This window comes from Ruegeria sp. HKCCA6707 (assembly GCF_013033515.1).
Classification (GTDB): domain Bacteria; phylum Pseudomonadota; class Alphaproteobacteria; order Rhodobacterales; family Rhodobacteraceae; genus Ruegeria.
In genome coordinates this window covers 82,320-108,091 of sequence record NZ_WQEG01000005.1, presented here as the reverse complement: position 1 = coordinate 108,091, position 25,772 = coordinate 82,320, and the positions used below count along the sequence as shown (strand labels likewise).

The 25,772-nt window shown below is 54.2% G+C and carries 24 protein-coding genes and 1 tRNA gene; 14 read left to right on the top strand and 11 right to left on the bottom strand.

The window, feature by feature from the left end:
• The first annotated feature begins 127 nt into the window (after positions 1-127).
• The 3 genes from GOW40_RS13385 to GOW40_RS13375 all read left to right on the top strand — a co-directional run bounded on the left by GOW40_RS13385 (position 128) and on the right by GOW40_RS13375 (position 4,569).
• Positions 128-1,702, top strand: a complete 1,575-nt coding sequence (locus GOW40_RS13385) for a lysine--tRNA ligase (RefSeq protein ID WP_171130763.1) — start codon at positions 128-130, stop codon at positions 1,700-1,702.
• A gap of 48 nt (positions 1,703-1,750) precedes the next feature.
• Complete coding sequence (locus GOW40_RS13380; RefSeq protein WP_171130761.1) at positions 1,751-2,152, top strand: DUF4864 domain-containing protein; 402 nt, start codon at positions 1,751-1,753, stop codon at positions 2,150-2,152.
• A gap of 131 nt (positions 2,153-2,283) precedes the next feature.
• Positions 2,284-4,569 (top strand): glycosyl hydrolase family 28-related protein, encoded by a 2,286-nt coding sequence (locus tag GOW40_RS13375; RefSeq protein WP_171130759.1) that lies wholly within the window; start codon positions 2,284-2,286, stop codon positions 4,567-4,569.
• A 41-nt stretch (positions 4,570-4,610) separates the two neighbouring features.
• Here GOW40_RS13375 and GOW40_RS13370 read toward each other — a convergent pair whose 3' ends face one another.
• Positions 4,611-5,411, bottom strand: a complete 801-nt coding sequence (locus GOW40_RS13370) for a hypothetical protein (RefSeq protein ID WP_254444448.1) — start codon at positions 5,409-5,411, stop codon at positions 4,611-4,613.
• A gap of 13 nt (positions 5,412-5,424) precedes the next feature.
• Between GOW40_RS13370 and GOW40_RS13365 the strand changes: the two genes are divergently transcribed.
• From GOW40_RS13365 to GOW40_RS13355, 3 genes are all read left to right on the top strand, one after another.
• Entirely contained in the window at positions 5,425-5,742 is a 318-nt protein-coding gene (locus GOW40_RS13365) for an antibiotic biosynthesis monooxygenase (protein WP_171101114.1), read from the top strand.
• A gap of 73 nt (positions 5,743-5,815) precedes the next feature.
• The gene (locus GOW40_RS13360) at positions 5,816-6,223 is read left to right on the top strand and encodes a universal stress protein (RefSeq protein WP_171131220.1); all 408 of its coding nucleotides are present in this window, start codon (positions 5,816-5,818) and stop codon (positions 6,221-6,223) included.
• Between the two features lie 80 nt (positions 6,224-6,303).
• The gene (locus tag GOW40_RS13355; protein ID WP_254444447.1) at positions 6,304-6,744 is read left to right on the top strand and encodes an excalibur calcium-binding domain-containing protein; all 441 of its coding nucleotides are present in this window, start codon (positions 6,304-6,306) and stop codon (positions 6,742-6,744) included.
• A 6-nt stretch (positions 6,745-6,750) separates the two neighbouring features.
• On the opposite strand, the gene GOW40_RS13350 is transcribed toward GOW40_RS13355, so the two are convergent.
• Entirely contained in the window at positions 6,751-7,458 is a 708-nt protein-coding gene (locus GOW40_RS13350) for an ORF6N domain-containing protein (RefSeq protein WP_171130757.1), read from the bottom strand.
• A 250-nt stretch (positions 7,459-7,708) separates the two neighbouring features.
• Between GOW40_RS13350 and GOW40_RS13345 the strand changes: the two genes are divergently transcribed.
• Complete coding sequence (locus tag GOW40_RS13345; protein WP_254444446.1) at positions 7,709-7,972, top strand: hypothetical protein; 264 nt, start codon at positions 7,709-7,711, stop codon at positions 7,970-7,972.
• Between the two features lie 120 nt (positions 7,973-8,092).
• Here the strand turns inward: GOW40_RS13345 and GOW40_RS13340 are convergent, their stop codons facing one another.
• On the bottom strand, positions 8,093-8,521 hold the full coding sequence (locus GOW40_RS13340) for a hypothetical protein (RefSeq protein WP_171130754.1): 429 nt from the start codon (positions 8,519-8,521) through the stop codon (positions 8,093-8,095).
• A gap of 90 nt (positions 8,522-8,611) precedes the next feature.
• On the bottom strand, positions 8,612-10,798 hold the full coding sequence (uvrB, locus tag GOW40_RS13335) for an excinuclease ABC subunit UvrB (protein ID WP_171130752.1): 2,187 nt from the start codon (positions 10,796-10,798) through the stop codon (positions 8,612-8,614).
• Positions 10,799-11,065: 267 nt separating this feature from the next.
• Between uvrB and GOW40_RS13330 the strand changes: the two genes are divergently transcribed.
• From GOW40_RS13330 to GOW40_RS13315, 4 genes are all read left to right on the top strand, one after another.
• A complete protein-coding gene (locus GOW40_RS13330; RefSeq protein ID WP_171101126.1) occupies positions 11,066-11,377 on the top strand; it encodes an ETC complex I subunit in 312 nt (103 codons plus the stop codon).
• Positions 11,378-11,854, top strand: a complete 477-nt coding sequence (locus tag GOW40_RS13325; protein ID WP_171130751.1) for a GNAT family N-acetyltransferase — start codon at positions 11,378-11,380, stop codon at positions 11,852-11,854.
• 21 nt (positions 11,855-11,875) lie between these two features.
• Positions 11,876-11,952: transfer RNA gene (locus GOW40_RS13320), tRNA-Arg, on the top strand.
• An 889-nt stretch (positions 11,953-12,841) separates the two neighbouring features.
• Complete coding sequence (locus GOW40_RS13315) at positions 12,842-13,078, top strand: hypothetical protein (RefSeq protein ID WP_171231048.1); 237 nt, start codon at positions 12,842-12,844, stop codon at positions 13,076-13,078.
• A 178-nt stretch (positions 13,079-13,256) separates the two neighbouring features.
• Here the strand turns inward: GOW40_RS13315 and GOW40_RS22455 are convergent, their stop codons facing one another.
• The 6 genes from GOW40_RS22455 to GOW40_RS13285 form a co-directional block, all read right to left on the bottom strand.
• The gene (locus GOW40_RS22455; protein WP_171130747.1) at positions 13,257-14,513 is read right to left on the bottom strand and encodes a response regulator; all 1,257 of its coding nucleotides are present in this window, start codon (positions 14,511-14,513) and stop codon (positions 13,257-13,259) included.
• Positions 14,510-14,896: a response regulator gene (locus GOW40_RS13305; RefSeq protein WP_171130745.1), complete on the bottom strand. Its 387-nt coding sequence runs from the start codon at positions 14,894-14,896 to the stop codon at positions 14,510-14,512. The genes GOW40_RS22455 and GOW40_RS13305 overlap by 4 nt, the downstream gene beginning before the upstream one ends.
• Complete coding sequence (locus GOW40_RS13300; protein ID WP_171231047.1) at positions 14,893-18,477, bottom strand: PAS-domain containing protein; 3,585 nt, start codon at positions 18,475-18,477, stop codon at positions 14,893-14,895. The genes GOW40_RS13305 and GOW40_RS13300 overlap by 4 nt, the downstream gene beginning before the upstream one ends.
• A 335-nt stretch (positions 18,478-18,812) precedes the next feature.
• Positions 18,813-19,670 (bottom strand): DUF302 domain-containing protein, encoded by an 858-nt coding sequence (locus tag GOW40_RS13295; protein WP_171130741.1) that lies wholly within the window; start codon positions 19,668-19,670, stop codon positions 18,813-18,815.
• 16 nt (positions 19,671-19,686) lie between these two features.
• Entirely contained in the window at positions 19,687-20,061 is a 375-nt protein-coding gene (locus GOW40_RS13290) for a DUF4345 domain-containing protein (protein ID WP_171130739.1), read from the bottom strand.
• A 126-nt stretch (positions 20,062-20,187) separates the two neighbouring features.
• Positions 20,188-21,750, bottom strand: coding sequence for an arylsulfatase (locus tag GOW40_RS13285; RefSeq protein ID WP_171130736.1), 1,563 nt, complete (start codon positions 21,748-21,750; stop codon positions 20,188-20,190).
• Positions 21,751-22,028: 278 nt separating this feature from the next.
• Here GOW40_RS13285 and GOW40_RS13280 point away from each other — a divergent pair, with 278 nt between their 5' ends.
• Positions 22,029-22,454 (top strand): GFA family protein, encoded by a 426-nt coding sequence (locus GOW40_RS13280; RefSeq protein WP_171130734.1) that lies wholly within the window; start codon positions 22,029-22,031, stop codon positions 22,452-22,454.
• 171 nt (positions 22,455-22,625) lie between these two features.
• On the opposite strand, the gene GOW40_RS13275 is transcribed toward GOW40_RS13280, so the two are convergent.
• Positions 22,626-23,966, bottom strand: a complete 1,341-nt coding sequence (locus GOW40_RS13275; protein WP_171231046.1) for a hypothetical protein — start codon at positions 23,964-23,966, stop codon at positions 22,626-22,628.
• A gap of 98 nt (positions 23,967-24,064) precedes the next feature.
• Here GOW40_RS13275 and GOW40_RS13270 point away from each other — a divergent pair, with 98 nt between their 5' ends.
• Together GOW40_RS13270 and gntH are read left to right on the top strand one after the other, a co-directional pair.
• Positions 24,065-24,277, top strand: a complete 213-nt coding sequence (locus GOW40_RS13270) for a hypothetical protein (RefSeq protein ID WP_171231045.1) — start codon at positions 24,065-24,067, stop codon at positions 24,275-24,277.
• A gap of 25 nt (positions 24,278-24,302) precedes the next feature.
• Positions 24,303-25,769: a guanitoxin biosynthesis MBL fold metallo-hydrolase GntH gene (gntH, locus tag GOW40_RS13265; RefSeq protein ID WP_217352309.1), complete on the top strand. Its 1,467-nt coding sequence runs from the start codon at positions 24,303-24,305 to the stop codon at positions 25,767-25,769.
• Positions 25,770-25,772 lie beyond the last annotated feature (3 nt).

Below are 25,772 nucleotides of genomic sequence, written 5' to 3'. Positions count from 1 at the left end.
TCGATGTTTTGCGGTGTTTACCGGCTATTTTGTGGACGCTTTATTGACTCATGCTGCGCCAGCACAATAGGAGGGGCGCGGTCGGTTGCACGGGGCAATCGGCGCTTATCCCTTTGGAGCTGAAACTATGTCTGAACTGCGTGAAACCGCGATGTCGTCTAAGGCCTGGCCTTTCGAAGAGGCGCGCCGGTTGCTCAAACGCTACCGGCAGGGTGCGCCCGAGAAGGGATATGTGCTGTTTGAAACCGGATATGGCCCCTCGGGCCTGCCCCATATCGGGACGTTTGGTGAGGTCGCGCGGACTACGATGGTCAAGCGCGCGTTCGAGGCGTTGTCGGATATTCCGACCAAGCTGATCTGTTTCTCGGATGATCTGGACGGGATGCGCAAAGTACCAAGCAACGTGCCAAATCCCGAGGTTTTGGAACAGCATTTGCAGCGCCCACTGACATCTGTGCCGGATCCGTTTGGCGAATACGACAGCTTTGGCGCGCATAACAACGCGATGTTGCGTCGGTTTCTGGACACTTTTGGGTTCGAGTATGAGTTCTACTCGGCCAAGGAGTTCTATGAGTCTGGTCAGTTCGACGAGATCCTCAAGCGCGCGGTTGAACGCTATGACGAGATCATGGCGATCATGCTGAAAAGCCTGCGCGAGGAGCGCCAGCAGACCTATTCGATCTTCCTGCCGTTGCACCCCGAAAGCGGTCGGGTGATGTATGTGCCGATGAAGAAGGTCTGTGTCGAGACCTATACAGTGACCTTCGACGACGAGACCGGCAAAGAGTGGACCGTTCCCGTCACCGGTGGCAACGTCAAGTTGCAGTGGAAGCCGGATTTCGGTGCGCGCTGGGCGGCGCTGGGCGTAGACTTCGAGATGTACGGCAAGGAACATGCGACAAACGAAAAGATCTATGACGCAATTTGCCGAGCCTTGGGTGGCCGTGCCCCCGAGCATTTCAGCTATGAGCTGTTTCTGGATGAGAATGGTCAGAAGATTTCAAAGTCGTCCGGCAACGGTGTGTCGATTGACGAATGGCTGACCTATGCGCCGACCGAGTCGCTGGCTTATTTCATGTACCAAAAGCCGAAGACGGCGAAGCGGATGCATTTCGATGTGATCCCGAAGGCCTATGATGAATATCATCAGCAACTGCGGGCCTATCCGGGCCAGGACCTTAAGGCTCAATTGAACAACCCGGTATGGCATATTCATGGTGGTGATGTACCTGAATCGACGCTGATCGTTCCCTTTGCGATGCTGTTGAATCTTGCCTCTGTTTCAGGGGCGGAAGACAAAGAAGCGCTGTGGGGCTTTATCCGTCGCTATGCACCTGAAGCCACAGCCGAAACGCATCCCGATCTGGATCAGGCCGCAGGGTTTGCCGTGCGTTACTTCAACGATTTCGTCAAACCGACGCGCAAACACCGTGCGCCAACGGATCAGGAACGCGAGGCACTAGAGGCGCTTAAAACGGCACTGGAAGCCTATGATGGACCGATTGAGGACGAGGCGCTGCAATCGGTGGTTTATGCCGTGGGGCGTGATCGGTTTGATCCGTTGCGGGGTTGGTTCACGGCACTCTACGAGGTGCTGTTGGGGGCCTCACAAGGACCACGGTTTGGAGGGTTTATCGCGCTCTATGGTGTGCCCGAGACCATCGCGCTGATAGACAAAGCCTTGGCCGGAGAGCTGGTCTAATTTGACCCGGGGTCGCAAGGGGCTACTGTTGATGCAGGAGGTAGCCCCATGCGAAACCTATTGTTAGCCGTTTTCCTGAGCGCAGGACTGACATCCGCGGCCTTGGCCCAGAGTGATGAGATCGAGGCGAATATCGCGGCCCAGATACAGGCGTTCAAGGCGGATGACTTTGCCACCGCCTTCACCTTCGCCAGCCCGAATATTCAAAGACTCTTCCAAACGCCCGAGAACTTTGGAGCCATGGTGCGCAACGGCTATCCGATGGTTCGGCGGCCTGCCGATGTGCGGTTTTTGGAGCTGCGTGAAATCTCGGGCACGCTCTGGCAGAAGGTCATGATCACGGATGGCTCGGGGCAGGTTCACCTGCTGGATTATCAGATGATCCAGAGAGAAAACGGCTGGAAGATCAACGGGGTTCAGCTTTTGGGGAATGCCGACCCCGCCGCTTGACGCAACACCACCGTCACGGTGGGCAGAGCGGCAGTTAACTCGTTTCCTTTACTCAAACCAACGCGTCCGGGCATGCCTCGGGCAAATGGTTTGGCGCGCCTGCGCTTGGCGCGATTGGGAAAGGGATTTCTATGAACAAGGCAATCACCGACGGCATCGTGTTCATGCCACCTGCTTTTGCAAATGGCCTGGGGGTGTGGTCCAGCGGCGACGGGACGCCGGGTACCCCGACCTATGACGGATCGGGTAGCGGGGCGTTCGTGCCCTCTGATGCGGATTTCGCCGGGTGCCTGGAAATCTTCAAAACCAACCCGACCCAGCAGCTGCGATATATGGGACAGACGCCATTGCAGCCTGGTTGCTATTTGCAGATCAAGGCGCGGGTCAAAGCGATCAGTGGCCCGCTGCCGCAGGTCCGGATTGCGGGTTGGGCTGGGGCCGCCGGGGATGTCAACGTTGCAGGAGTTGCGCAGCAGGGGTCGGCCACGCAGCTCAGCGGTTATGGGACGGTGCATGAGATCACGGCGATCGTTGGTACCGGTTACCGTGCGGGTGTGGATATGCCCTGGGGTCCTACCGCGATTTATGGGCATTTTGGCATCGATATCGAAGGCACAAATGGCGCGGTTGTGCGGGTGGATGATATTGAGATCACCGATGCAACCAGCGTATTCCTGCGCGACATGATCGGTATCGTCGATGTGCGCGATTTCGGTGCAATCGGCGACGGTGTTGCAGATGATGCCGCCGCGTTCGAGGCCGCGGATCAGGCGGCGAATGGCCGGAAGGTCTATGTGCCCGAAGGTGTTTATTTCCTGGGGCAGGACGTCAGCCTGAATTCCGAGGCGGTGTTCGATGGCACCGTGACCATGGCGCCTGAGACAATGTTGCTGCTGACAAAGAGCTTTGATCTGCCCACCTATATCTCGGCCTTCGGGGACGAGACGCTGGCGTTCAAAAAGGCGTTTCAGGCGCTTTTGAACAACTCCGACCATGACTCGTTGGATTTAGGCGGGCGCAAGATTTCGGTGAGCGAACCCATTGATATGCAGGCCGCTGTCCCCAACCGCGACAGCTATGCCACACGTCGGGTCATTCGTAACGGGCAGTTCGACGTCAAAAGCAGTTCCGCCTGGGATACCGATGTCTACACTTCGGTCGCGACCTATTCGACAAGTGATCCCTTGCGCTTGTCCAATGTGGCCAACGTGGCGAATATTCCAGTGGGATCACTGGTCACCGGCAGCGGTGTAGGGCGCGAGATCTATGTGCGGGACAAGAATGTTGGCGCGGCTCAGATCACGCTGAGCGCCCCCATCTACAACGCGGCTGGGACCCAAACCTTTACGTTCACAGATTTCAAGTACCTGTTGGATTTCAGCGGCTTCAGCATGGTGCAGAAGTTCAACATGGAAAGCATCGAGTTCCAGTGTAACAGCCGATGCAGCGCGATCCGTCTCGCGCCGACGGGTAATACCTTTGCTTTGAAAGACTGCTTTGTCAGCCGTCCCATGGATCGCGGCATCACCTCGATCGGTTCGGGGTGCCAGGGTATGCTGATCGACGGGTGCCAGTTTCTGTCCAGCGAAGAAGGCGAGGATGTTGCGGACAGAACTTCGATTGCGGTCAATTCCAATGGCAACGACGTGAAGCTGCGCCACAACCGGGCCAATCGCTTCCACCATTTCGCCGTGCTGGGCGGCAGCAATAACCTTGTTCTGGGCAACCACTTCTTTCAAGGTGACTCAGTACCAAATGGCGTTCGCAACGCGGGGCTCGTGTTGATCGGTGCTTATAACAGCTCATCCGTCGCCGAGAACTATGTCGACAATTGCTTCATCCAATGGACAAACGAACGTGATGCCAATCCAAACTTTAGTTCGAGCTTTTCGTTCAGTGCGTTGAGTATTACGGACAATGTCTTTTATTGCAGCGACGTAGCGCCATGGTTCAGCTATATCGTCGTGCGACCTTATGGTTCAGGACACTTCCTGAACGGGTTGACCGTTACCGGGAATACGTTTCGTACAAATGCGGGCAATATCACTCGTGTGGATCGCGTCGATACGACATTCGCCGGTCTAGATAAAGACCGCTATGCAAACGTCACTTTTGATAACAACACATTCCATGGGATTACTACTTTTTGTGCGAACCCGCTGAGGATCAGACATGTTCAGAGCTCAAACGCCAAGGGGTGGACCATTGGTTCTGGTGGTCGGTTGCCTTTCGGGGGTAAAGCGCGGAGTTGTGACTCGGTTGTTTCATTGAGCCGCATGAGAAATAATTTGAATGCGGATACTTTCTATTCGCCATATGTGGAATTGGCGCAGGGATCTTCGGGAAACAACGTGAAATTACAGTGGCCCGAAGCAGTCCGCGGGACGGTCTCGGTAACCATGCGTGTCGAGCAATAGAGCAAGTTGAGGTTGGCCGCCTTACAGAAGCGGCCAGCCTTTCAGTAGGTTTGCCATAGAGCGAATTTCAGTCCTGGCCGATTTTGAACTGCGTTTGCTTCGATGCCAATAATCCAGGTCTGCTTCCCCGACTTTGGGCGGTACATCAGCGAAGGTCTCGCAGCCCAATAAAGAGGTTGCCCCGAAATATATGTGGTTTCGATCTGCAAGAGCGGGTCGAACCGACGTTTCGAGGACAGCCCGACGGTGAAATCCAGTTTACGGAACAGATCTAAATGGTGACGGTATTCAAGCGCTGAATCGATTGCGATCCAACCGTTCCCAAAAGCTGAGTCAAAGCCTTTTCCGTAGGACAGCGTTGCTTTGTACAAGGCCCACGCGCGCAGCCCCTCATGGTGGGCGCCAACGCCGATCGCGCCAGCCAGACGGCCTTTTGTGTTGAAATCCACCAGGGGAAAGCGGGCGAAAACCAGCGCGTGCCCGTAATAGTCGTGCCTCTCTTCTGCATCCAAACCTATGGTCAGTTTCGGCCGCAGACCCCATTCCGAGTAGAAACTGGTCTTGTAGGAGTAGATGCCGTGGTCTTCTTTGAATGCCGTAGCTGAAAACGCTGTAAATGCTGTTCCTTTCTCGCGCAGCCAGGCGCCTGACCAGGCGGGACCGCATAGCGCTAGACATACTAATAGAAGAGACACAAAACGACACATTCGTGCAGCATCACCAAGCATGGTTAACGCATCGTTAGTAAAGGTTTCGATTTCGAGAAATTTCCATTGCGATGCGATAATTCCGTCGGAAACACATCGTTGTTTGCAAAGCTGTGCTAGGCTGAGATCAGCCAAGAGGAGGATCCAGATGCCCAAAATCTCAAAAGACGCCAGCTGTCAGACAGTGATAACAACCTTCGAGATGACGCCCGGCACCTGCCAGGATTTGCTCGAGGCGTTGACCGATGCTTATGCGTCCTTCATCTCGAAACAACCCGGTTTCATATCCGCTGGGCTGCATGTGAATGATGCCCAAACGCGGATCGCGAATTATTCCCAATGGGTCAATCGTGATGATTTCCTTGCGATGCTCAGGACACCCGAGATGCGCGAGCGGAACCGGAAGATCAACGAGCTGTGCAAAAGCTTTGAACCGGTCATGTACGATGTGGCCGAAACCTTTTGACTTTCTGACCTGAATCAAAGCTGAAATTCGGCAAAAGATGCATCGTGGCGGCGCAATGAAGGAGGCGCAGCCCATGTATCACAATATCCTCGTTCCGATTTCATTCGACGCCGAACGCGACACGTCAGGCCCTTTGAAGCTGGCTCAGGTTCTGGCCACACCGGATGCGAAGGTCACGCTTTTGCATGTTGTCGAACATATACCTGACTATGCGATCACCTATGTGCCCTCGGAATATCTGACCGAAGCGCGCAAGGCGGTAAAGGTCGAACTGGAAACGCTGGCGGCGCAGTTGCCGAATGCAAAAGGCGAAGTGGTTGAAGGGCATTCCGGGCGGACCATTCTGGACTGGGTCGAAGCCAACAAGCCCGACCTGATTATCATGGCCTCGCACCGGCCGGGTATGCAGGACCTCTTGCTTGGCTCAACTGCAGCGCATGTTGTCCGGCACGCGAAATGTGCGGTTCATGTGGTGCGCTGACACAGTCACTTAGACGCCAAGGCAGTGGTTTCGCAAGCTGTGCCTTAGAGTTGCCACATCCGGGCTGTACCGGTTGGGTCATGACAGCGGCCCCGGAACCAAAGACATCACGAAAACTTGGGCCAGCCGCCAAACGGCGGCATGCCAAGGCGGAAAGGCTGCGCAGGAAGGCATTGTCGCCCTTGCGTATCCTTCTGATGATCGTAGCGCTTCCGCTGACCACGGCCATGCTTGTGTTGGCGATCTATCCACGCGCCACCAGTTTCGAACGACATGAGGCGATTATCCATCTGGTCGCCATGGCCGGATGCGATGCTGTTGCCGCTATTGGATTTGGGCATTTCCGCGAGGGTGAGCCCGGGTATCACAAGAAATATGATCCCGATGGCGACGGTGTCTCATGCCCGTCGGTCTTTCACGCTCAGGTTCCTCTGACCGCCGAAGCTCTGAAGCCGGTGAGCACACAAGCCCCAGCTCCCCGATCTGTTGGCAGCGCTAAATTCATCACCCCGGAGAATTAACGAGGGCTAGCCCTTCATCGCGTTCAGCAAGTCTAACAGGCCCCTGCGATCCGCATCATCGACATAATCTCCGGTCGCCAATCGTTCGGCGATGCGCAGGCGCAGACGCTCCTGTTGGGTGCGCACTTCTTCCCCTGCTGTTTCGGCCAGTGTCTTCATGATCACCGCCACCGCTTGCTTCCGCTTGGTGGTTGGGTTGGCGATATAATCGACAAGGCTCTGCTGGCCGGAATCGAGGATGTTTTCGGCCAGCATGCGCAGTTGTTCACCATTTGGCAGCAGCGGCGCGGGAGCTCCCTCGGGCGGTAGAATTTCCGGTACACTGCGCGGGGTTTCAGCCAGCGCGTTTGCGCCATCGACAAAGGCTTCGGTGATCATCCGTGTGATCTTGATGGCGCGCGGGTCTTTGAACAGGGCCGAGGCGATGGCCACACCGTAATCCGTATAGACCCACGGATTAACCCTCCGCCCACCGCGACCTTTCGGTTTTGAAATCACATTCTGTGATTGCAAATCGGCGACCTCAGCATCGGTCAGTTGAAAGCGATAGCCCTCGAACAGGTCCTTGTTGCGCGATACGGCCTGATTGAAGGCGCTGACGGACTTTCCGTAGAACTGCGCCAGATCCTCGGCCAAAACCACGCGGGTACCGCGCACCTTATGAATGGCGCTTTGGACCTCATGCGTGCTGGGCAGGGTGTTGGGGTTCGTCATGGCAGCGTTTGGAATCACAATTTGTGATGTCAAACGTGGCGGAGAGGGCGCTGGGCTGCAACCTTGAAGTGTTGGTGTCCAAAATTGGTTGAGGCATAAGGTTGAAAAAACGCTGAATCCTTAAGTATCAATACGAGATTTAGTGCTGCCGTGCTAACTTTCACGAGGCGAAGCCGTTCCGGCAGCGCCCTAGGGCAATTTCGCCAGACGAGGGAGGAAAGTTATGTTTGCACGGATTACTCAATACAAAATGAAGCCTGGTTCGCGTGAGGCGGCGACGGCAAAAATGAATGAACTGAAATCCGAGATTATGGGCATGCCCGGGATACATAGTTTCACCAATGTTATGAACGAAGATGGCTCTGGCTATGTGATCTCTGTGGTCGAGAGCGAAGCGACATCGAATGCAAACGCGCCCAAAGTGGCCGAACTATGGGGCCATTTCGCCGAGTTCATGGAAGGCCCGCCGACGCCGGTTGGGTACGATGTGATTGCGCATTGGGATAAAGGGTAAATACGTGCCCGAGCGAAAAAAACTCGCTCGGGTCACAGCGTTTCTAGCGTCTGAGATTAGTTGCAAACGAATTGAAAGCGTTCGTCGAAATCTATCTGGATTCTAGGAATCTCAACTGACTTAGGACAGCTGAGCTCCCGCGCATTCGCGGAAAACCCTCACCGGTTCCGCAGCGCCGACCAGCGAGAATTCGGTCACCTGATCCTGCGTGAATGCGTAAGCTTTTTGGTTGTATTCCAACCCATCAAGCACGTTGCCGAAACCCGTATTCGTAACCGTCAAAGAGGTTGCGCCATCCGAAAGAACGTGGCGGGATGTAGCAATCTCGATCGGTGACGAGCCCTCGAAACGCATCGCGAACCATGGCGTCTGTGTCCAAACGGAGTTCGTTTGGGTCACGGTGATTGAATAAAGCGGTTTTGACGGATCGTAGGTGAGGAATATCGTCGACGCTTCGGACTCGTGTGAGAGGGTGCAAATTTGACCAACGGTTGCATCCCACGCGTAGGCGGGGGTGCTAAGGATCATTAATAACAGAACGGCTCGCATAACCTGAAACTAGCTACAGAATTCAGTTAGGCAAGGCGGCTGAATCAAATGACACCGAGCGCAGCATCTTTGAATTAAGCCGTTGTCAGTCTAGCTCTTCCTCCGCTTCACATTCCCGCCCCGCTGCCCCGGTCGCCCCGCCGTTGACCGTCCGCGCGATTTCACAGCGTCCTCTGAGGCTTTCTCGACCGCCCATTGGCGCGCCATGGGGTCGTCGGCGACGGCCAGGTCGACCGCTTCGAGGCGTTTGATTTCATCGCGGATGTTGGCGGCCTCTTCGAATTCCAGGTTCTCGGCGGCTTTGCGCATTTGCTCGCGCAGACCGTCCAGATGCGCTTCCAAATTCGCGCCGTGCATCGGTTTGTCGATGGTCGCGGTGACGCGGTTCATGTCGACGTCGCCTTCGTAAAGCCCGGCCAGTACGTCTTCGACATTCTTCTTTACTGTCTCAGGTGTGATGCCGTGTTCTTCGTTATAGGCGATCTGTTTGGCGCGGCGGCGGTTGGTTTCCCCCAAAGCGCGCTCCATGCTGCCGGTGATCTTGTCAGCATACATGATTACCCGGCCCTCGGCGTTGCGCGCGGCGCGGCCGATGGTCTGGATCAGTGAGGTCTCGGATCGCAGGAACCCCTCTTTATCCGCGTCGAGAATGGCGACCAAGCCGCATTCGGGGATATCGAGGCCCTCTCGCAGCAGGTTGATGCCGACCAGCACGTCAAACGCGCCCAAGCGCAGGTCACGCAGGATTTCGATGCGTTCGATCGTGTCGATATCGGAATGCATGTAGCGCACCTTGATGCCCTGTTCGTGCAGGTATTCGGTCAGATCCTCGGCCATCCGTTTGGTCAGAGTTGTGACCAGCGTGCGGAAACCATCGGCGGCCACTTTGCGGACCTCGTCCAGCAGGTCATCGACCTGCATGCTGACAGGGCGGATTTCGACCTCGGGGTCCAAAAGCCCGGTGGGGCGGATCACCTGTTCGGTGAAGACGCCGCCTGACTGGTCCAGCTCCCACGCAGCCGGGGTGGCCGAGACAAAGACGGATTGCGGGCGCATGGCGTCCCATTCCTCGAACTTCAGCGGGCGGTTGTCCATGCAGGAGGGCAGGCGGAACCCGTGTTCGGCCAGGGTGAATTTGCGGCGATAGTCGCCCCGGTACATGCCACCGATCTGCGGCACGCTGACATGGCTTTCATCGGCAAAGACAATGGCGTTGTCTGGTATGAACTCGAACAGGGTCGGGGGTGGCTCGCCCGGCGCGCGGCCGGTCAGATAGCGCGAATAGTTTTCGATCCCGTTGCAAACGCCGGTGGCCTCAAGCATCTCAAGGTCGAAATTGGTGCGCTGTTCAAGTCGCTGCGCTTCCAGCAGTTTGCCTTCGCCCACCAGTTGATCCAACCGGATCCGCAGTTCCTTTTTGATCCCGATGATCGCCTGCTGCATCGTGGGTTTGGGCGTCACGTAGTGGGAATTGGCATAGACACGGATATGCTCCATCGTGTCGGTCTTTTCCCCTGTCAGGGGGTCAAACTCGGTGATCTGTTCCAGTTCCTCACCAAAGAAAGACAGCTTCCAGGCGCGGTCCTCAAGGTGGGCAGGCCAGATTTCCAAGCTGTCCCCGCGTACCCGGAACGAGCCGCGCTGAAATGCCTGATCGTTGCGGCGGTATTGCTGGGCGACCAGATCGGCCATCACTTGCCGCTGGTCATAGTCTTTGCCCACCTTCAGGTCCTGCGTCATCGCCCCATAGGTTTCGACCGAGCCGATGCCGTAGATGCATGAGACCGAGGCTACGATGATCACATCGTCCCTCTCTAACAGAGCCCGTGTGGCCGAGTGGCGCATCCTGTCGATCTGTTCGTTGATCTGGGATTCTTTCTCGATATAGGTATCGCTGCGCGGCACATAGGCTTCGGGCTGGTAATAGTCATAATACGAGACGAAATACTCGACGGAATTGTCGGGGAAGAAGCCCTTGAACTCTCCGTATAGCTGCGCCGCCAGCGTCTTGTTGGGGGCCAGGATAATCGCCGGGCGCTGAGTCTCTTCGATCACCTTGGCCATGGTAAAGGTCTTGCCGGTACCCGTCGCCCCCAGCAGAACTTGATCGCGCTCGCCAGCCAGAACACCGCCCGCCAGTTCCTTGATCGCTGTCGGCTGATCACCCGCAGGGTTGAATTCGGTCTGCATGACGAACTGCTTGCCGCCTTCCAGTTTCAGGCGAGCACGCACGTCTTCGGCGGTCAGTTGAGTTTTGTCGGAATGGGCATAGGGCATGGTTGGGCTCCGAGTCAGGCCCTTACATTTGTTCTTATTTTGTCCGGCTGCAAGGGCGGATCGGGATTCAGGTCTGTTTCCGGGATCAGAGGCTGTGTGCATGAATGACTATCTTGGTCGATGTTTCAAAATTCTGCGCCCTTGATAGGCGCAGCTCATGACAGTTTTTGACATCAACGCTCGTGACCAGTTGTGACAATTGACATCTTGTCCCGAGGCTTCCGCTGACGCATAAACGGGTCAGCCAAGTGAGTACGGAGAGGCGACATGCGCGCACGGATTTACCAGCCTTCGCGAAACGCGATGACCTCGGGGATGGCCAAGACCCGCAAGTGGGTTCTGGAATATGCCCCTGCATCCTCGCGCGAGGTGGATCCGCTGATGGGGTGGACGTCGTCCAACGATACTCAGACTCAGGTGCGCCTGAAATTCGAGACCAAAGAAGAGGCGCTGGATTACGCCAAGGACAATGGTATCGAGGTGCAGGTCAGCGAGCCGCATAAGCGCAAACCGAACCTGCGCCCGCGCGGGTATGGTGAGAATTTCGCAACGGACCGCCGCAACCCCTGGACGCATTAAGTGATCGACATTCGCGAAGCTGATCCGGGATCCGAGGATCTTCGCCCCATCATCCAGGCCCATCTGGCCCATAGCTGGGACGCAACACCGCAGACATCCAATCACACCTTGGATGTAGAAGCTTTGCGCGAGCCGGGTATCCGCTTTTGGGCCCTTTATGAGGGCAATACAGCTTTGGGGTGCGGCGCGTTGAAAACCCTGCCAGATGGAACGGCCGAGGTGAAATCCGTACATGTGGTCGCGGCGGCGCGGGGACGCGGGTTGGCTCGGGTCATGATGACCCACTTGGCTGATCTTGCGCAGCGAGAAGGCCTTTCAGCACTGGTTTTAGAAACCGGGGCGGCGCATCTGCCCGAATACGACGCTGCGCGTAAGCTGTATGAAGCCTTGGGATATTCCTATTGTGACCCGATCTATGGCTATGCCCCAGACCCAAACAGCGCCTTCATGCGCTTGGCTCTTGAACCCGGATCGTAAAAACCGCAAGAAGGGCGCAGCGGTCCCTTAGCTCAACTGGATAGAGCAGCTGACTTCTAATCAGCAGGTTGAGGGTTCGAGTCCTTCAGGGATCGCCATCAAAAACAGCGGGTTACAGTATTGCGTCGCAGGTTCTTGCTCAGGTGGTATCGCGGTAAGCCACAAATTGGCGAATTTTTCCGCTCGTCAAAAAAGTCAGCGCTATGTAATTCGCTTCACTGAACGCACGGGTGAACTCGCTCAAACTGGATGCAGTTAAAGAGTTAGCGCTCATGTTGTGTTGCGAGCGCGAGTTTTTTTCACTGTCCTCCCTGTCACTGGGGCGTACTCGATGCGAGTACGCCCTTTTCTCATTGGCGGAACGAGTGATGATGCGCATGTGCCACAGGTCAAGGTTCAATTTGTATCTCAACAACCGGGGAGGAATCGCTCAGTCAGCGGTTTGAGCGAATACACGCCGTATTCGCAGCAGCTTTCCGCTACGTTAGTTTTAGCTCACTTTGCGATACGTGCATGTTGATCTATTTCGGTCGCGAGGCATAGGCGAGGTTCGAAATGAAACTCACGGCAGTGGAAATAATTTGTATTACCTTAGCAAGCGTGGCGGCATTTGCTGGTTTCGCAGCAGCTGCGAGCGTTTTGATTTCCGTGTTTTAGGTATCGCATTCATCGAGTTGAGACAGCCAAAGACTGCGCTTTTTCTAAAGCGCCATTCGCATCAGCGTGCCTGTTTCTATTTCTACACTCCGCTTGGTACCCGAGTGGAGCGGCGTTCTGTCGTGTAACAGAAAAATTCAACGTATAACCGCCTGAATTTAGAAAAATTCCCGCCCGAAACGGTCAATATGCGCGGCTGAAATGCCACATAAGAAATGGACCGAACTCCAAATGAAATTCTCGCCACTTTTCCTCATTTTTCTACCGATTGCCGCCTTCGCGGAAGAGCGTGTTTTCGAGTGCGACGCACCAGATGCACAACATCCGGAAATGGCTGCACGATTGGTAAAATACGAAGGTGAGGACAAAGGCCACATCACTATTGGTGACATCGACAAGGTAGTCGCGGTCTACCCGGGGTTGGACACGCTAACCTACCTGTATATCGGCGAAGACTACACGTTGAGCTATAACGTGCATCCCGAAAAGGGAACGTTCGACTATTCTGCCTCAGGCAGCAAATCGGGATGGGGTAGGGGCAACTGCACCGAAGTCTCAGGCGGCTGAATACGGGCGCGCTGTCAGGTCGTCCTGATGGCGCGCGTGTCCCGTCGAAGGCGCTTCGAGGCAGGTTTAGCCCTGATCGCGAGCGCCTCTGGTAGCAAGATCACAAGACAAGCAATCGACGCGATCAGCGGTTTGACGAGGAAGCATAGCGGTAATGACGTTGGGACAGGTCTGGCGATCAACCCACTGCTTCAATGTCTGCACCAGTTTCGCCGGCCAGCAATCGACCAAGGTGAAACAAGATCAAGGGGTCGTCTTCGCACTCGACCAAAAGCGCCGCAAAGGATTGGCGCGCTTTGGGGTCACTCGCCTCTAGCAGCTCATACGCCGCCTTGTAATCTCTCACTTGATCGCTGTCGACAAGCGCCTCTGACAAGGGTTCATAGCAGGTCACCGCTTGCGTTTTGCCTTTCAGCAAGAGTCTTCCAATTGGGCGGCCAGAAAAGTTGACGATCCCCTTGGCAACACTTTCCGAAGTGCAGATGCGCGTCCCTATCGTCTTGTTAGCCTGTTCCAGCCTTGCCGCAGTGTTCACAGCATCGCCATACGCTGTATAGTCGAAATAGCTCTTGCCGCCGAAATTGCCAATAATCGCACCGCCGCTGTTCACACCTATGCGCGTGTCTCCCAACGCGATGCCGCGATCCAGTAGTTTCTTCTGAAAACCTTGGGCAAATTCGTCGAGCGCCAAGGCGCAGGCCACCGCGTGCGCGGCATGTTCCGGGTCGTCAACTGGCGCACCGAATATTACTTGGATGGCGTCGCCTATGATTTTCATGACTGTTCCGCCGTGCGAAAAGATTGTTCGGGTCATGCCATCTAGGTATTCGTTGAGAATTTCGACGATCAGGTCGGAATCCGAGCTTTCTACCAGCTGAGTGAAATCGGCCAGATCAGTAAATAGAAAGGTTGCTACGCGGCGCTCGCCCTTGGCCTCTATTGCCTCTGGATCACGCGACAACGTCTCAACCACCGTAGGAGAGAAATACCGTGACAGCGTCAATCTCGCTTGCTCGGCATTATCACGGGCCGTGCGCAATTGGCGGAGCAACTCAAGGTGTTCCAGCGTCTTGGCAATGGTCCGGTCGAGATCTTCGAACTCAATCGGTTTGGTCACGAAATCGAAAGCCCCGCGGTTCATAGCCGCGCGGATATTGTTCATGTCGCCGTAGGCCGAAACCATAACAGTTTGCAGATCAGTTTCCATCTCGCTCAACCGCTCAAGCAAAGTGAGACCATCCATCCTGGGCATGTTTATGTCGGAAAGGACGATATCTATTTTAGGGTTCTTTTCGAGAACTTCGAGGGCGTGTTTGCCGTCATGAGCAAACAATAGATCGAGTTCCCCTTTGCGTACGCGACGCCGAAACTTTTGCGAAATCAACGCTTCAAGGTCGGGCTCGTCATCGACAACTAGAATGCGTGGCGGCGTCACGTCGCATCTCCGACAAATCGTGAGAGCCGCTCTTTCAGTTCAACAAAATCGACGGGCTTGGTCAGGAGCTGTTCCGCTCCCAGTTCCCGGACTTTCGCCTCGGTCGCTGCATCACCATAGGCGGTGATCATCATAACCGGTAATTCAGGCCAGCGAGCGCGCAGTTCCTGCAAAAGCTCGATTCCTGACATGCCGGGCATGTTGATGTCCGAAAGCACCAACATCACTTCTTCTGTCGAATGACTTATTGCGTCCAAGGCGGACTCGCCAGACCCGGCAAACCCAAAACTGTAGACTCCTTTTCGTATCTCCCGCCGAAAATTTTGTCGAATTAGGTCCTGTGCGTCGGGTTCGTCATCTACCATCAGAATTTGTCCTGTCATGCTGGGTCCCCCTGAGAATGGACCGGGACCGAAACGACAAAAATCGTGTGATCCCCTGGCTTACTGTCCACAGTCAAAGTTCCACCATGCTGCTTGACGATGGTATCATAGCTCAACGAAAGGCCGAGCCCTGTGCCTTCACCCGCGGGTTTTGTGGTGTAAAACGGTAGAAAAATTTTCTCCCTCATTTCTTCTGGAATGCCCGTACCATTATCGCGAATAGTGACGTTGACGCGGTCACCATTGGCTCGCGTCGATAGCCAGATCGTCGGTGAAAAGTCACCTTCTTCCGCGTCTTTACGTTTGTTGGCCGCATACATGCCGTTGCTGATGAGATTAAGAAAAACACGCATCAAATCCTGCGGATAGCAATCGATTTGGCCAACGTCGGGATCAATGTCGGCTCGTATTTCGACATTGAAACTGGAATCCTCCGCCCGAGCACCGTGATAGGCAAGGTTCAGCGCTTCTTCTGCGATCGGGTTTAGTGCAACACGTTGCAACTCGCTCGGCCCCTCACGGGAATGCAGAAGCATGTTTTTAACGATGCTGTCAGCACGTTGACCGTGTTGGTTTATCTTGCCTAAGTTGCCGCGTACTGTCTGCCATAGGTCCTTAGCTTCCTCGCGATCCTCTTCCTCCAGAGCCGCGATCGGGTCTTCTAATATCTCGTGTAATTCTTCCAACAACTCGCCAGACAATTTGGCAAAGTTGTTGACGAAATTCAGCGGGTTCTTGATCTCGTGGGCAATGCCGGCAGTAAGTTGGCCTAGGCTGGCCATCTTCTCGGACTGGATGAGCCGTTCTTGGGCTTGCCGCAGATCGTTGAGGGCTTGCTCAGCCGCATCACGCGCGTTGGAAATCTCCGCTTCACGCCGTTTTAGTTCGGTGATATCGAAATAGGTCAGCATGCGACCGCCATCCGGCAGGTCCACGCATTGGAAACTCAACGTCATGCCATCAGCCCGACACAACTCGCCCGGTGGCATGTTTCCTGCCCGTATTGCCTCGACCCGCATGGACAGCCAGTCATCCCAGTCCTTCGGCGCGACATCATAGACTCCTGTGCCCTTGTTGTACTCTATCAGCTCCTGCATAGTTGGGCGCTGGTCGATGAATTTCTGATCGATGTTCCAAATTCGCGCAAATGCCCGATTTATTATACGCGCACGTAAATCCGGTCCCATGAACAGAATTCCATAGTCGACGTGATCGATGACCGCGTTAAATTCTGCCAGTGCCGCTTTCAGTGCTTCGTCAGCGAGTTTGCGGTCCGTAATGTCAGTGTAAGTTGCAACTAGGCCGCCACCTTGGATAGGGTTGCCGATAATCTCAATCACCGTACCATCAGGACGAATACGCTCAAATTTGTGCGGTAAGAATTTTGCGGCCAGTTCCACCCGCTCGCGCACTTGGGTATCAATGTCGCCCGGCCCATATTCCCCTCGTTCAGCATTGAACCGAAATGCCTCTTCCATTGTGAATCCGGGGCGAAAGCGTTCGCGAGGAAACTCCATGAGGTCAAGAAATTTCGAATTCAACGCAATTGTGCGCAGCTCTTTATCCACCAGCGTAATCCCCTGGCCCATGTTCTCCATTGTTAACTCGAGGATCGCTGATTGTTGTTCGATCTCCAGCTGTTTGGTCTTCAGTTCGGTAATGTCGGTATAGATCGAGACGATGCCACCATCCGAAGTGCGGTGATCCGTAATCTGCAGCCAGTACCCGGCGACTAGCTGTTCGCGTGGTTCGCCCGAGGCTTTCTTGCGTTTTTCGGCAATTCTCTCAAGATACCCTTCTACTTCTCCTTCGGAAAGTGGAAATAGGCCGCGCTTGATGCCGGCACCGATGATCTCTTTGAATTTCACGCCGGGTACGACCTTGTCGGCGAGTTCGTTCATGTAGGTGCGGTAGCGCTCGTTACACACAACTAGCCGATCCTCGGCATCCCACAATGCAAAACCAGACGAAATCGCTTCAATTGCGTCTTCAAACCGCTGCCGTGCGGCCTGCGCATCTGCCTCCCTGCGTTTGAATTCGGTTATGTCGTTGTAAACCATGATGCGGCCACCATCAGGCAGGCGACGTTCGTTGAGCATGATCCACACACCGTTGCCCAACTCTAGTTCCCAGTTCGCCTTTGGCTTCTCCCAAGCGACGCGGCGGGCAGCGATCCAACCGTCAACGCCGTCTGGATGTTCGGTAAACATCCCAAGCTCATAGCCGTTGCGGATCATGTCGAAGAATTCGCGGCCCTCATAAATAAGGTTGCTCAAATCGGCGCCGCCAGCGGCGTCGCTGAAGATCTGGACGTAGCGGTCGTTGAATAACTCGACGCGATTTTCAGGTCCCACCAAAAGCAAACCATCGGCGATCGTTTCAATTGCTCCGAGTAGCCGACCTTCAATTCGGGCAATTCGTTCCCGTGCATCCCGGATTTCAGTTATGTCGCGCACGGCACCGACAAGCCGAACGACCCGGCCTTCGGCGTTTCGCACACCAACGCCTCGGTCGTGAACCCAACGGTAACCGCCATCACGCGCCCTCTGCCGGTAGTCACATTCAACGGCATCAGTCCCGCCCTTGAAATGGTTAATGATTGCCTTGACATAAGCGTCGTAATCATCCGGATGGATCTGCTCGGCCCATCGTGTCGAAGACGAATTGGCCTCGTCCAAACTGAGTAGATCGTTCAGGTCAGCAGAGACAAACAGAACATCATTGGTCACGTCCCAATCATAAATTCCATCGCTGGTAGCTTGAGTGACCAACTGGTATCTTTCCTCACTTGCGGCAAGGGCTGCATCCCGTTCAATCTTGGGTGTAATGTCCCGAATTGCGGCAACCATACGCGTCGCGTAGCCGTTAGTATCGCGAATCGAGGTGCCGTGATCCGATACCCAGCGCCACTTTCCGCTGGCTACTTTGAGTCGGTACTCACATTCCCATCGTTTCTTCTTGCCGGATATATGCGCCTCCAACGCTGACAAGTAAGAGGGCAAATCGTCGGGATGAATAATGTCTTGCCATACCCACGTTCTCTCTCCCTTAGGACCGGTCTCAAGCCCTAGGAAAGTCTCAAGTCGTGGGGACGCATAAAACTGGTCGTCGGTAATGTGCCAATCGTAGATTGCCTCTTCCGCAGCGTCTGAAACAAGCGCGTAGCGCTCCTCACTTTCTCGCAATGCTCTTTCTGCTTTTCGTTCGGCGGTGCGGTCCTGATAGGTGACCATCGTTCCTCCCGAGGCCGTTCTGCGATAGCTGATCGCTAGAATCTGCCCGTCTGCCATCTCATGCTCGAGCGCGCGCTCACCAGAGGCACCAATCTCATCCATTCGATCGGCCACTAGCCGATCAGTTTTGCCCGCGCCAAAATCTCCGCGTTCGGCGTTGAAATGCAGCAAATCTTCTAGACTAACACCACGGCGGCAGAGCTCTTGTGGATAGCGTCGCATCTCGCGAAATGCGGGGTTGCAGTAAACCAGTCGGAGTGCGTCATCGAATATGCCGACACCAACATCCAGAAGCGCTATACCTTCTTCGTACCTGTCTGCTTGGCTTTTCTGGTCAGCGCCATTCATATCGCGTTCCCCCCCTGGAGAAGAATGACTGAGTCAAAGAGTTGAGTCAAAAAATCAACCGTAGAAGCTTGGTTTTAGAGAACACGAGCTATTGTAGAAAGTTCTTGCAATTCAAAGGGTGACGTAGCTTGCCGCTCCAGAGCTTACCAAGCCGGCCAACCCGTTCTACCAGCCTTTAGGTCACGTGCGTTAGTTACGACATCCCCGTAAGGTCCGCTTTGTCCCACAGAGCAGAAATTCGCCCAAACTCTGCGAGCGACCACTTCGAGCCCAACGCGGACGACCAAAAGATGGCCAGTCGGTATCGGGCTTCTATTGTGTTTTCGAAACAGAAGCTACTCAATTGCCGTGCGAAATGTTTCGGTAAGCCGTTTGTTCAAACCGTGATGAGGTTCGGCCGAAGAACCGTAGTGCAACTCCGCCAAGGCAGCGATGTCATTGAAAATGACAACGGAGCCGCCTTCTTCATTCGCGTAAATCAATAGTTTTTGGCAAAAGGCATCCAAACCAATTGCCGGAAAGCCCGCCATAGCCACGCCACCGGGTGCTGGTCCGCCAAACAGTAAGAGAACTGCATCCGGTAGTTCCGCCCCTAGTTGGGACGCTTCGGCCGCAAAATCGATCTCCCCAAACCAGACAGTATCGTCCTGCCCCATCACGGCTGTCCTGAGACGTTCGACTGCCTCTGGTACGCTGAGCTGAGATCGCAGCTCGATGATCCCGTAGTCGGCAAACAACCCGTTGGTAGGCGCTGGTGTTGCATCCAAGTCGTTTAGAACTTCAAGCACCTTGCTCTGAAACTCACGCAACGAAGAAGCGTCCGTGAGTCCATGCCGGGCTTTGAGAAACTGAGAGTCTGTGTAAGCGTTCTGTGGGCTACCATCCTGATCGAAGGAAAGCACGCGAAAAGGAAGGTCCAAACCTGCTCGTACGTTCTCTTCCAGAATAGGCGTGTTTATCTCTGGATCAGAGAAAATGAGTACACGAGACGCTGGCATTTCTACGCCTTCGGCTTTGGCCAGACGCGAATGATCTATTGATGCGATTGGAGTAGCTCCCCCTTCGGCAACGGCAGTCTCAAGCTCTAAGAAGTTTTCGTCCACGGCTTTCTGGACAGATGAAGATTGTGCAAAAGCGGATGCCGAAACTAATAAAGTTGCAATCATCGAGAGAACAAAGCCAAACCTCACCATTTTACCGCTTCCCATTTCATCGTACTTTTTTCAGGGAAACCGCCGCCAGAGCCGCAAAAGCTACCTCGGCCGCAAGGTAAAAGAGAAGTATCCCGTTCGGAACTCCATCGATGAGAATACTTAGTATGCGTCCAACGGCTAGTCCTGACATAAACAAAAATAGAACCCACAGCGCAGGGCGTTGTAATTCTGGTTTCGAAGCGGCCACCAACCAAAACAACGCGTTTGCCAGGTAAAGACCCATAATCGCTCGGAACACGTGGGTTTGGTTCGTTCCTTCCACTGGAAATCCCAGTAAAACTGGGATCGAACTACCCGGCATCAGGCCATATGATAACGCAATTGGCACGAGGCCGACAGCAGCAAGCAGAAGGACAAATCTGGCACTCATGGAGGACTCCTTCGCGTAGAGGTTTCGCTTTTTGCGAAATTCGTAGTCGGTTATTTTGGGCATCCGATGATCCGAGCCGGATGCCCACGCTGCGGAGGGAAAGGCGTATTGGTTGCCTCGCTTCCTCTACTGAGAGATGCCGCCTTCGGTTGATGTTTGTTCTTGAACATGGTCTTGATTGGCGACCGGCTTCCCGCGCGGAGGGAACTCCTCGAAAGTAGCGAGATGTGCCTGCACTAAACGGGCGGCTGGGCCGAATGCCCACATTTTCTCACCCATCCAGCGGACGTACATACCGCTTTCCTCCGCAGCTTTTTCGTAGGGATCGCGGCGGAGGTTGAAAAGCAAGGGGGCGACCAGTTCTTCCTTCGGGCCTGACCAGCCGTGGTTTTGAACGACAAAGTGCGCTTTCCAATCGTTGTAGCGTATTGCTTGGAGGTCCGTACCCTGATAGTAAATCAGCTCGCGGCGATTGCTCTCTTCATCCTCACCCGTCAGGTAAGATAGTTGATTGTAGCCATCGAGATGCACTTTATAGCCTTCATATCCCTCTAGGAGCTTTTCTCTTAGATCTGTCGGACCTCCAGCCGCTGCTACAAATGTTGGCATCCAGTCCATTCCGCTGAAGATGCCATTCAAGACTTGACCTTCTGGAATTTTGCCCGGCCAGCGAATAATCGCAGGAACTCTAAAGCCACCTTCCCAAGTAGTACCCTTTTCCCCATGAAACGGTGTCGTACCACCATCAGGCCACGTCAGTGTTTCCGGGCCATTGTCTGCGGTGAACATCACTATGGTATTATCGGCGACTCCCAGATCCTCAAGGTGGCTGAGAACGTTACCAACGTTGTTGTCCAACTCCTTCATGACAACATCCTGAAGTCCGCGCCCATTGCCCAACATAGCTTCGTATTCGGGGCTGAGGTGGGTCCAGACGTGTGCACGGGCTGGAGCCATCCAGACAAAAAATGGAGTGTCCGATTCTACTGCACGAGAAATGAAGTCCTTCGTGTAAGATGTCACTTCGTCATCCAAAGTCTTTTGGCGCTCAGGAGGCGCAGGCCCGTCATCAATGATGCGCTGCTTCCCGACTTTTCCAAATCGCGGGTCGACTGTTTCGTCTACTTCCTCTGTTGCAAATGAATGAATAATGTTGCGAGGCGCAAATTGCGCGTTGAATTCTGGGTCGTCTGGCCAATCCGGATCAGACGTATATTCCATAGCATTCAAGTGATAGAGCCAACCCCAATACTCGTCGAAACCTTTTGTAGTCGGTAGGAACTCATTGAGATCGCCCAGGTGGTTTTTTCCGAATTGCCCCGTCGTGTACCCCAACTTTTTCAGGAACATCGGAAGCGTTGGGTCATCTGGGTTTAAACCTATCGGATCTCCCGGCAGTCCAACGGTGTGCATACCAGTCCGAATAGGCAACTGTCCGGTCATGAAGGCTGATCGACCGGCGGTGCAACTTGGCTCGGCATAATAATCTGTGAGACGAGCACCCTCAGACGACAGGCGATCCAAGTTCGGCGTCTCAATGCTTTTGACACCTCCGTGGTAAACGCCGACGCTCGCCCAACCTACGTCATCTGCCATGATGACAAGAATGTTGGGCGGGGTATGTTCGTCGGCCCAAGCTCCAGTGAAAGCAAAACAGACCGCACCCGCTACTAAGAAAAGCTTGTTCATTAAGACCTCCCGACACGTAATTTTTACCAACGATAGGAAAAACATCGGCTTATAGGAACGGTCTAATTTGTTAACTTTTAGGGCACTGCACCTTGGTGCAAAAAATTTCTTCTGCCACCGAGTCCGCGCAGCAGACGTTTGCTTAATTCTGCCGAACGTCTGCGGCAGAGTCGAATTGACCCTGAGCTTCGACGTTTTCAGCTGATGAAACGTCCAATTAAGTACATATTAAAAACTCGCCTGCGTCCTATGTTGTTGGAGGTTGGGAGGAAAATCGAATGGCGACGCGCGGGTATTGTCTTTGTAAAAAAACAAGCTGGGTCTACCAGGGTCATAAAGCATGGGCATGCTATTGCCACTGTGATGATTGCCGTCGGAATTGTGCGGCGCCGGTGGTCGCGTGGCTTGGTGTGCCGATAGAGAACTTTGAGTGGACCGGTGAAAAAACCCGCACTTACGAAAGTTCCAAAGGCGTTTTCAGGCACTTTTGCGGGACGTGTGGGTCACCCATTGGATTTGAAGCCGATCACTATCCGGGTGGTATGCACCTCTATGCTGGATCGCTCGAAAACCCGGAAGATTTCAAACCGACTTTTCACGTTAACAATCAAAGTAGGTTGTCTTGGTTGCAAATGACCGATGATCTCAACGCTTTTGAAGGCACATTACTGAACACCCCCAACGACCCAGACGGATATCAGTAAATCGGGAAGCCACCCAATTTACCAACTGACGGCTTTGTCCGCACAGCGGTCGCTCGCGACATTTCGGTGAATGACCGCACCGAGCCCACTTTGGCCGGTGCTGCGCGTTGCACCAATGACAGCAATCCGCGGAAAGCAGACTTTGCGTCGACAAACATGCGACGCGCTTCTTCAATATCTGATCAGAGTATCCAGTATCGCTTGCCGCGTTACCTCATTATTTTGGAAAATCCTGCCGGCGAGAAACTCAGATGGAAACTCCGGCCACGTTTTGCGCATTTCGGAAATAAGTCGCTGAGCTTCTTCGGTATATCCCAACTGATCCTGCGCAACGGCTTGGAACAGGAGAGAAGGAGCACTTACAGGCGCACCGGTTGCGGGCGCTCCTTTAAAGGCGTCCACAACGCCTTCGTAATTTTCGAGCATCAGTTGCGATACACCCCAGATGTTTCGTGCGCCAAAGCGGCCTGAACCTAACCTGAGTCTTTCTGGATCGCTAACCTCAGCCGCAAGATCTGGGGCGCCCGCCATGATGGCAGTGATACCTGCAAGGTCGAGAATATGGCCATCCTTCGGTGCCAGTTCGACGGACATTCTTGCGTATTTCAAAGCCTCGCCTGGCTCATCCATGACAGCCAAGACCCAACCTTTTGCGGCATTGGCCCATGCGTCGGTGGGGGACAAATTCAACGCCTGTTCAGATTTTTCTGAGGCTTGGTTGAAGAGATCCTCCCTTTGTGCTTCATCCGGCGACAACACTGCTAGGATCGCCAGGACCTGCGCTGATCCAGCGTAGCCATCAGACAGGGCCGGGTCGAGTTCCATCGCGTGCTGGAACATTCCCAGCGCTATTTGCTGACGTTTGACATCAAAAACGGGAAAAAACATGCCTCGGGCTTGGTCCGCAAGGTTAGCGGCCTGGAGTCTTGTCAATGATTGTTCACCAAGCGCCACACGTTCTGCTTCTTCGATGGATCGAGTTGTTGGCACAACCTCCCTGTTATCCTGGCTCGTCCAGATTCCAAACACTGCGACTAATGCAAGAACACCCAGTCCGGCTGGCAGCAGTTTCAGCGAACGCCGACGCTCTTCAGGCTCACTGCTGTCCCACGCACTCGATGTGCGATCTTCATTTGTAGGTACGTATGAAAACCGCGGCTTGTATCCGCCGGGGTCAACAAAGATGCGAACTCCATTGCCGTCCCAGTGATCTTCGTAGAACTGATGCAAAAGACGACGCAGTCGCCTAGCCTCAACGCGAACCAGGTTTTGACCACCAGTACCATCGATGCGCCGTCCATAGACCTCAACAGCGATAGCTTTACCTCTAATCTGATTGCTTCGACCAGATAGAGATTCCTCGACTATGTAGGTGAGAAATTGTGTGAGTCGGGGTGAAGCTTGAAACCCGTCGCTCGATACAATTCGACTCAGAGCTTCCCGGATAAGCTCCGGAGAAGGCTGTCCAACATGTTGATTTATTGGCAATTCGTTGGATTTGTTCAATGTCAACTCACCCCCAACTCACGGTGACTCACTTGGCCTTTGCGGTCAACCGCACTCATCTTGATTTGAGAATAGATAGTGGGTGTCCGGATTTTCCAGTGACGGTGGACCTGATTGAAGAAATTCCAGAACTTTCCGATGTGCTGTCGAGGCGCATCGAAACGGACTCGCTTCTCGGCGAGGTCATCGAAGACCTGAAGAAAGCATCTGCGTTTTCGAAAGACGCATCGATCACGGCCTCAGAGCGCGCCGAATGGGCCCACATCAAATCTGAACTCATCAACGAGCTTCGCCGGATATTGAAGCGCAAACTGTGAGATACTTTTAACTGAGGACCAATCCATGACCAAGGAAGACAATAGAAAAGACCAGGACGACAAACAGGCTCAGGCGTCAGACCAAATTGAAGACCCGTCGCGGCGGAGTGTTCTAAGGGGCTTGGCTACTGGAGCGGCTGCGACAGGGGCAGCTGGGTTTGCGGCAGGAAGTGCCGAGGCCCACGAAGGAGACGGCCCTCTAGGAGAAACACTCAAAAACCCATATGGTGGTCGACCCGCAGGCGGCATATCTTTGCCGGAGTACTTCCGTCCTACGAAGTACATGACTGGTTCAAACGCGAACTATTTTCCACTGAGTGAGGAGTTGGGGCCAGATGAGATGCGAATCTCATTCTGTGGCTCAACACCATATCCGCCGCGCGAAGATCAAGCGGGCACCTGTATTATGGTCGAGCTGGGTAACGGAAAAAGGTTCTTCTTCGATTTTGGATCCGGTTGTGTACGCAATATCATTGCTATGCAAGTGCCGGGGCAGCTGATCAACGACATCTTCATCTCTCACCTTCATGTCGACCACTACGCCGATATTCCCTATATATACCCATTCCGTGCCTGGTCGGGTGGTTACACGCCACTACGCATCCATGGTCCCTCTGGTCGGACACCCGAACTTGGCACAGCTGGAATGGTTGAAGGCATGCAACAGATGCTCAAATGGCATCTAGAGGCCTTTGATGTGTTCCCGATTGGGGACGGCTACGAGATCGAAGTCAATGAATTCGATTTCCGCCAGGAAGGTGGCATCGTTTATGACGAAGACGGTGTGACTGTTCGGTCTTGGCCGCGCAGTCATGCCAAGGACGGAGCAGTTGGGTATCGGCTCGATTGGAACGGTCTGAGCTTTGTATGGACCGGCGATGGTCGTCCGGATGAGCTCTCACGGAAATACGGCGAAGGCGTTGATGTCTTTGTAACCGAAATGTCGGGACAAGATATTGGCCAGTTGATGACCTACAAATACGGTATCCCACAGGATCTCTTTAACTACACTATCGATACGCATCACACCTCCCACTATGCCGTAGGTAAACTCTTTGCTGACACAAGGCCGCGTTTGGGAATGGTCACACACTATACCCAGGACGAAGACATCGACGCTGAAATGCTGGCTGGTATTCGCGCCCACTACGACGGTCTTTTCCAATGGGGTCTCGATGTAGCCGTTGTGAACGTGACCAAGGATGCGATTTGGTACAGGAAAGCCGCACTGCCCGGAAAATCCGGTACTGTCCCACCATTTCGTGAACTTGCTGCGGCAGCCGAGGCTGGGCGCATTGAGCTTCCGGATGAAATAACACTGCCGAATCCGAGGCTTACGCGAGCAGATCAACAAGACCAGAAGTACCGTGATATGGAGATCGATCCACGCGAATACTACCCAACTGACGTTTTCCGAGCACCCGGCGGGGACTGGCCGCAGGACTTTACCATCAAAGTTTCGGATGTAATCGGCTCGAGTGATGAAGACTGAGAG

Coding starts and splice junctions, on each gene's coding strand:
- GOW40_RS13385 (WP_171130763.1), top strand. CDS start 128: ATGTCTGAACTGCGTGAAACCGCGATGTCGTCTAAGGCCTGGCCTTTC.
- GOW40_RS13380 (WP_171130761.1), top strand. CDS start 1,751: ATGCGAAACCTATTGTTAGCCGTTTTCCTGAGCGCAGGACTGACATCC.
- GOW40_RS13375 (WP_171130759.1), top strand. CDS start 2,284: ATGAACAAGGCAATCACCGACGGCATCGTGTTCATGCCACCTGCTTTT.
- GOW40_RS13365 (WP_171101114.1), top strand. CDS start 5,425: ATGCCCAAAATCTCAAAAGACGCCAGCTGTCAGACAGTGATAACAACC.
- GOW40_RS13360 (WP_171131220.1), top strand. CDS start 5,816: ATGTATCACAATATCCTCGTTCCGATTTCATTCGACGCCGAACGCGAC.
- GOW40_RS13355 (WP_254444447.1), top strand. CDS start 6,304: ATGACAGCGGCCCCGGAACCAAAGACATCACGAAAACTTGGGCCAGCC.
- GOW40_RS13350 (WP_171130757.1), bottom strand. CDS start 7,458: ATGACGAACCCCAACACCCTGCCCAGCACGCATGAGGTCCAAAGCGCC.
- GOW40_RS13345 (WP_254444446.1), top strand. CDS start 7,709: ATGAAGCCTGGTTCGCGTGAGGCGGCGACGGCAAAAATGAATGAACTG.
- GOW40_RS13340 (WP_171130754.1), bottom strand. CDS start 8,521: ATGCGAGCCGTTCTGTTATTAATGATCCTTAGCACCCCCGCCTACGCG.
- uvrB (WP_171130752.1), bottom strand. CDS start 10,798: ATGCCCTATGCCCATTCCGACAAAACTCAACTGACCGCCGAAGACGTG.
- GOW40_RS13330 (WP_171101126.1), top strand. CDS start 11,066: ATGCGCGCACGGATTTACCAGCCTTCGCGAAACGCGATGACCTCGGGG.
- GOW40_RS13315 (WP_171231048.1), top strand. CDS start 12,842: ATGGCTGCACGATTGGTAAAATACGAAGGTGAGGACAAAGGCCACATC.
- GOW40_RS13305 (WP_171130745.1), bottom strand. CDS start 14,896: ATGACAGGACAAATTCTGATGGTAGATGACGAACCCGACGCACAGGAC.
- GOW40_RS13300 (WP_171231047.1), bottom strand. CDS start 18,477: ATGAATGGCGCTGACCAGAAAAGCCAAGCAGACAGGTACGAAGAAGGT.
- GOW40_RS13295 (WP_171130741.1), bottom strand. CDS start 19,670: ATGGTGAGGTTTGGCTTTGTTCTCTCGATGATTGCAACTTTATTAGTT.
- GOW40_RS13290 (WP_171130739.1), bottom strand. CDS start 20,061: ATGAGTGCCAGATTTGTCCTTCTGCTTGCTGCTGTCGGCCTCGTGCCA.
- GOW40_RS13285 (WP_171130736.1), bottom strand. CDS start 21,750: ATGAACAAGCTTTTCTTAGTAGCGGGTGCGGTCTGTTTTGCTTTCACT.
- GOW40_RS13280 (WP_171130734.1), top strand. CDS start 22,029: ATGGCGACGCGCGGGTATTGTCTTTGTAAAAAAACAAGCTGGGTCTAC.
- gntH (WP_217352309.1), top strand. CDS start 24,303: ATGACCAAGGAAGACAATAGAAAAGACCAGGACGACAAACAGGCTCAG.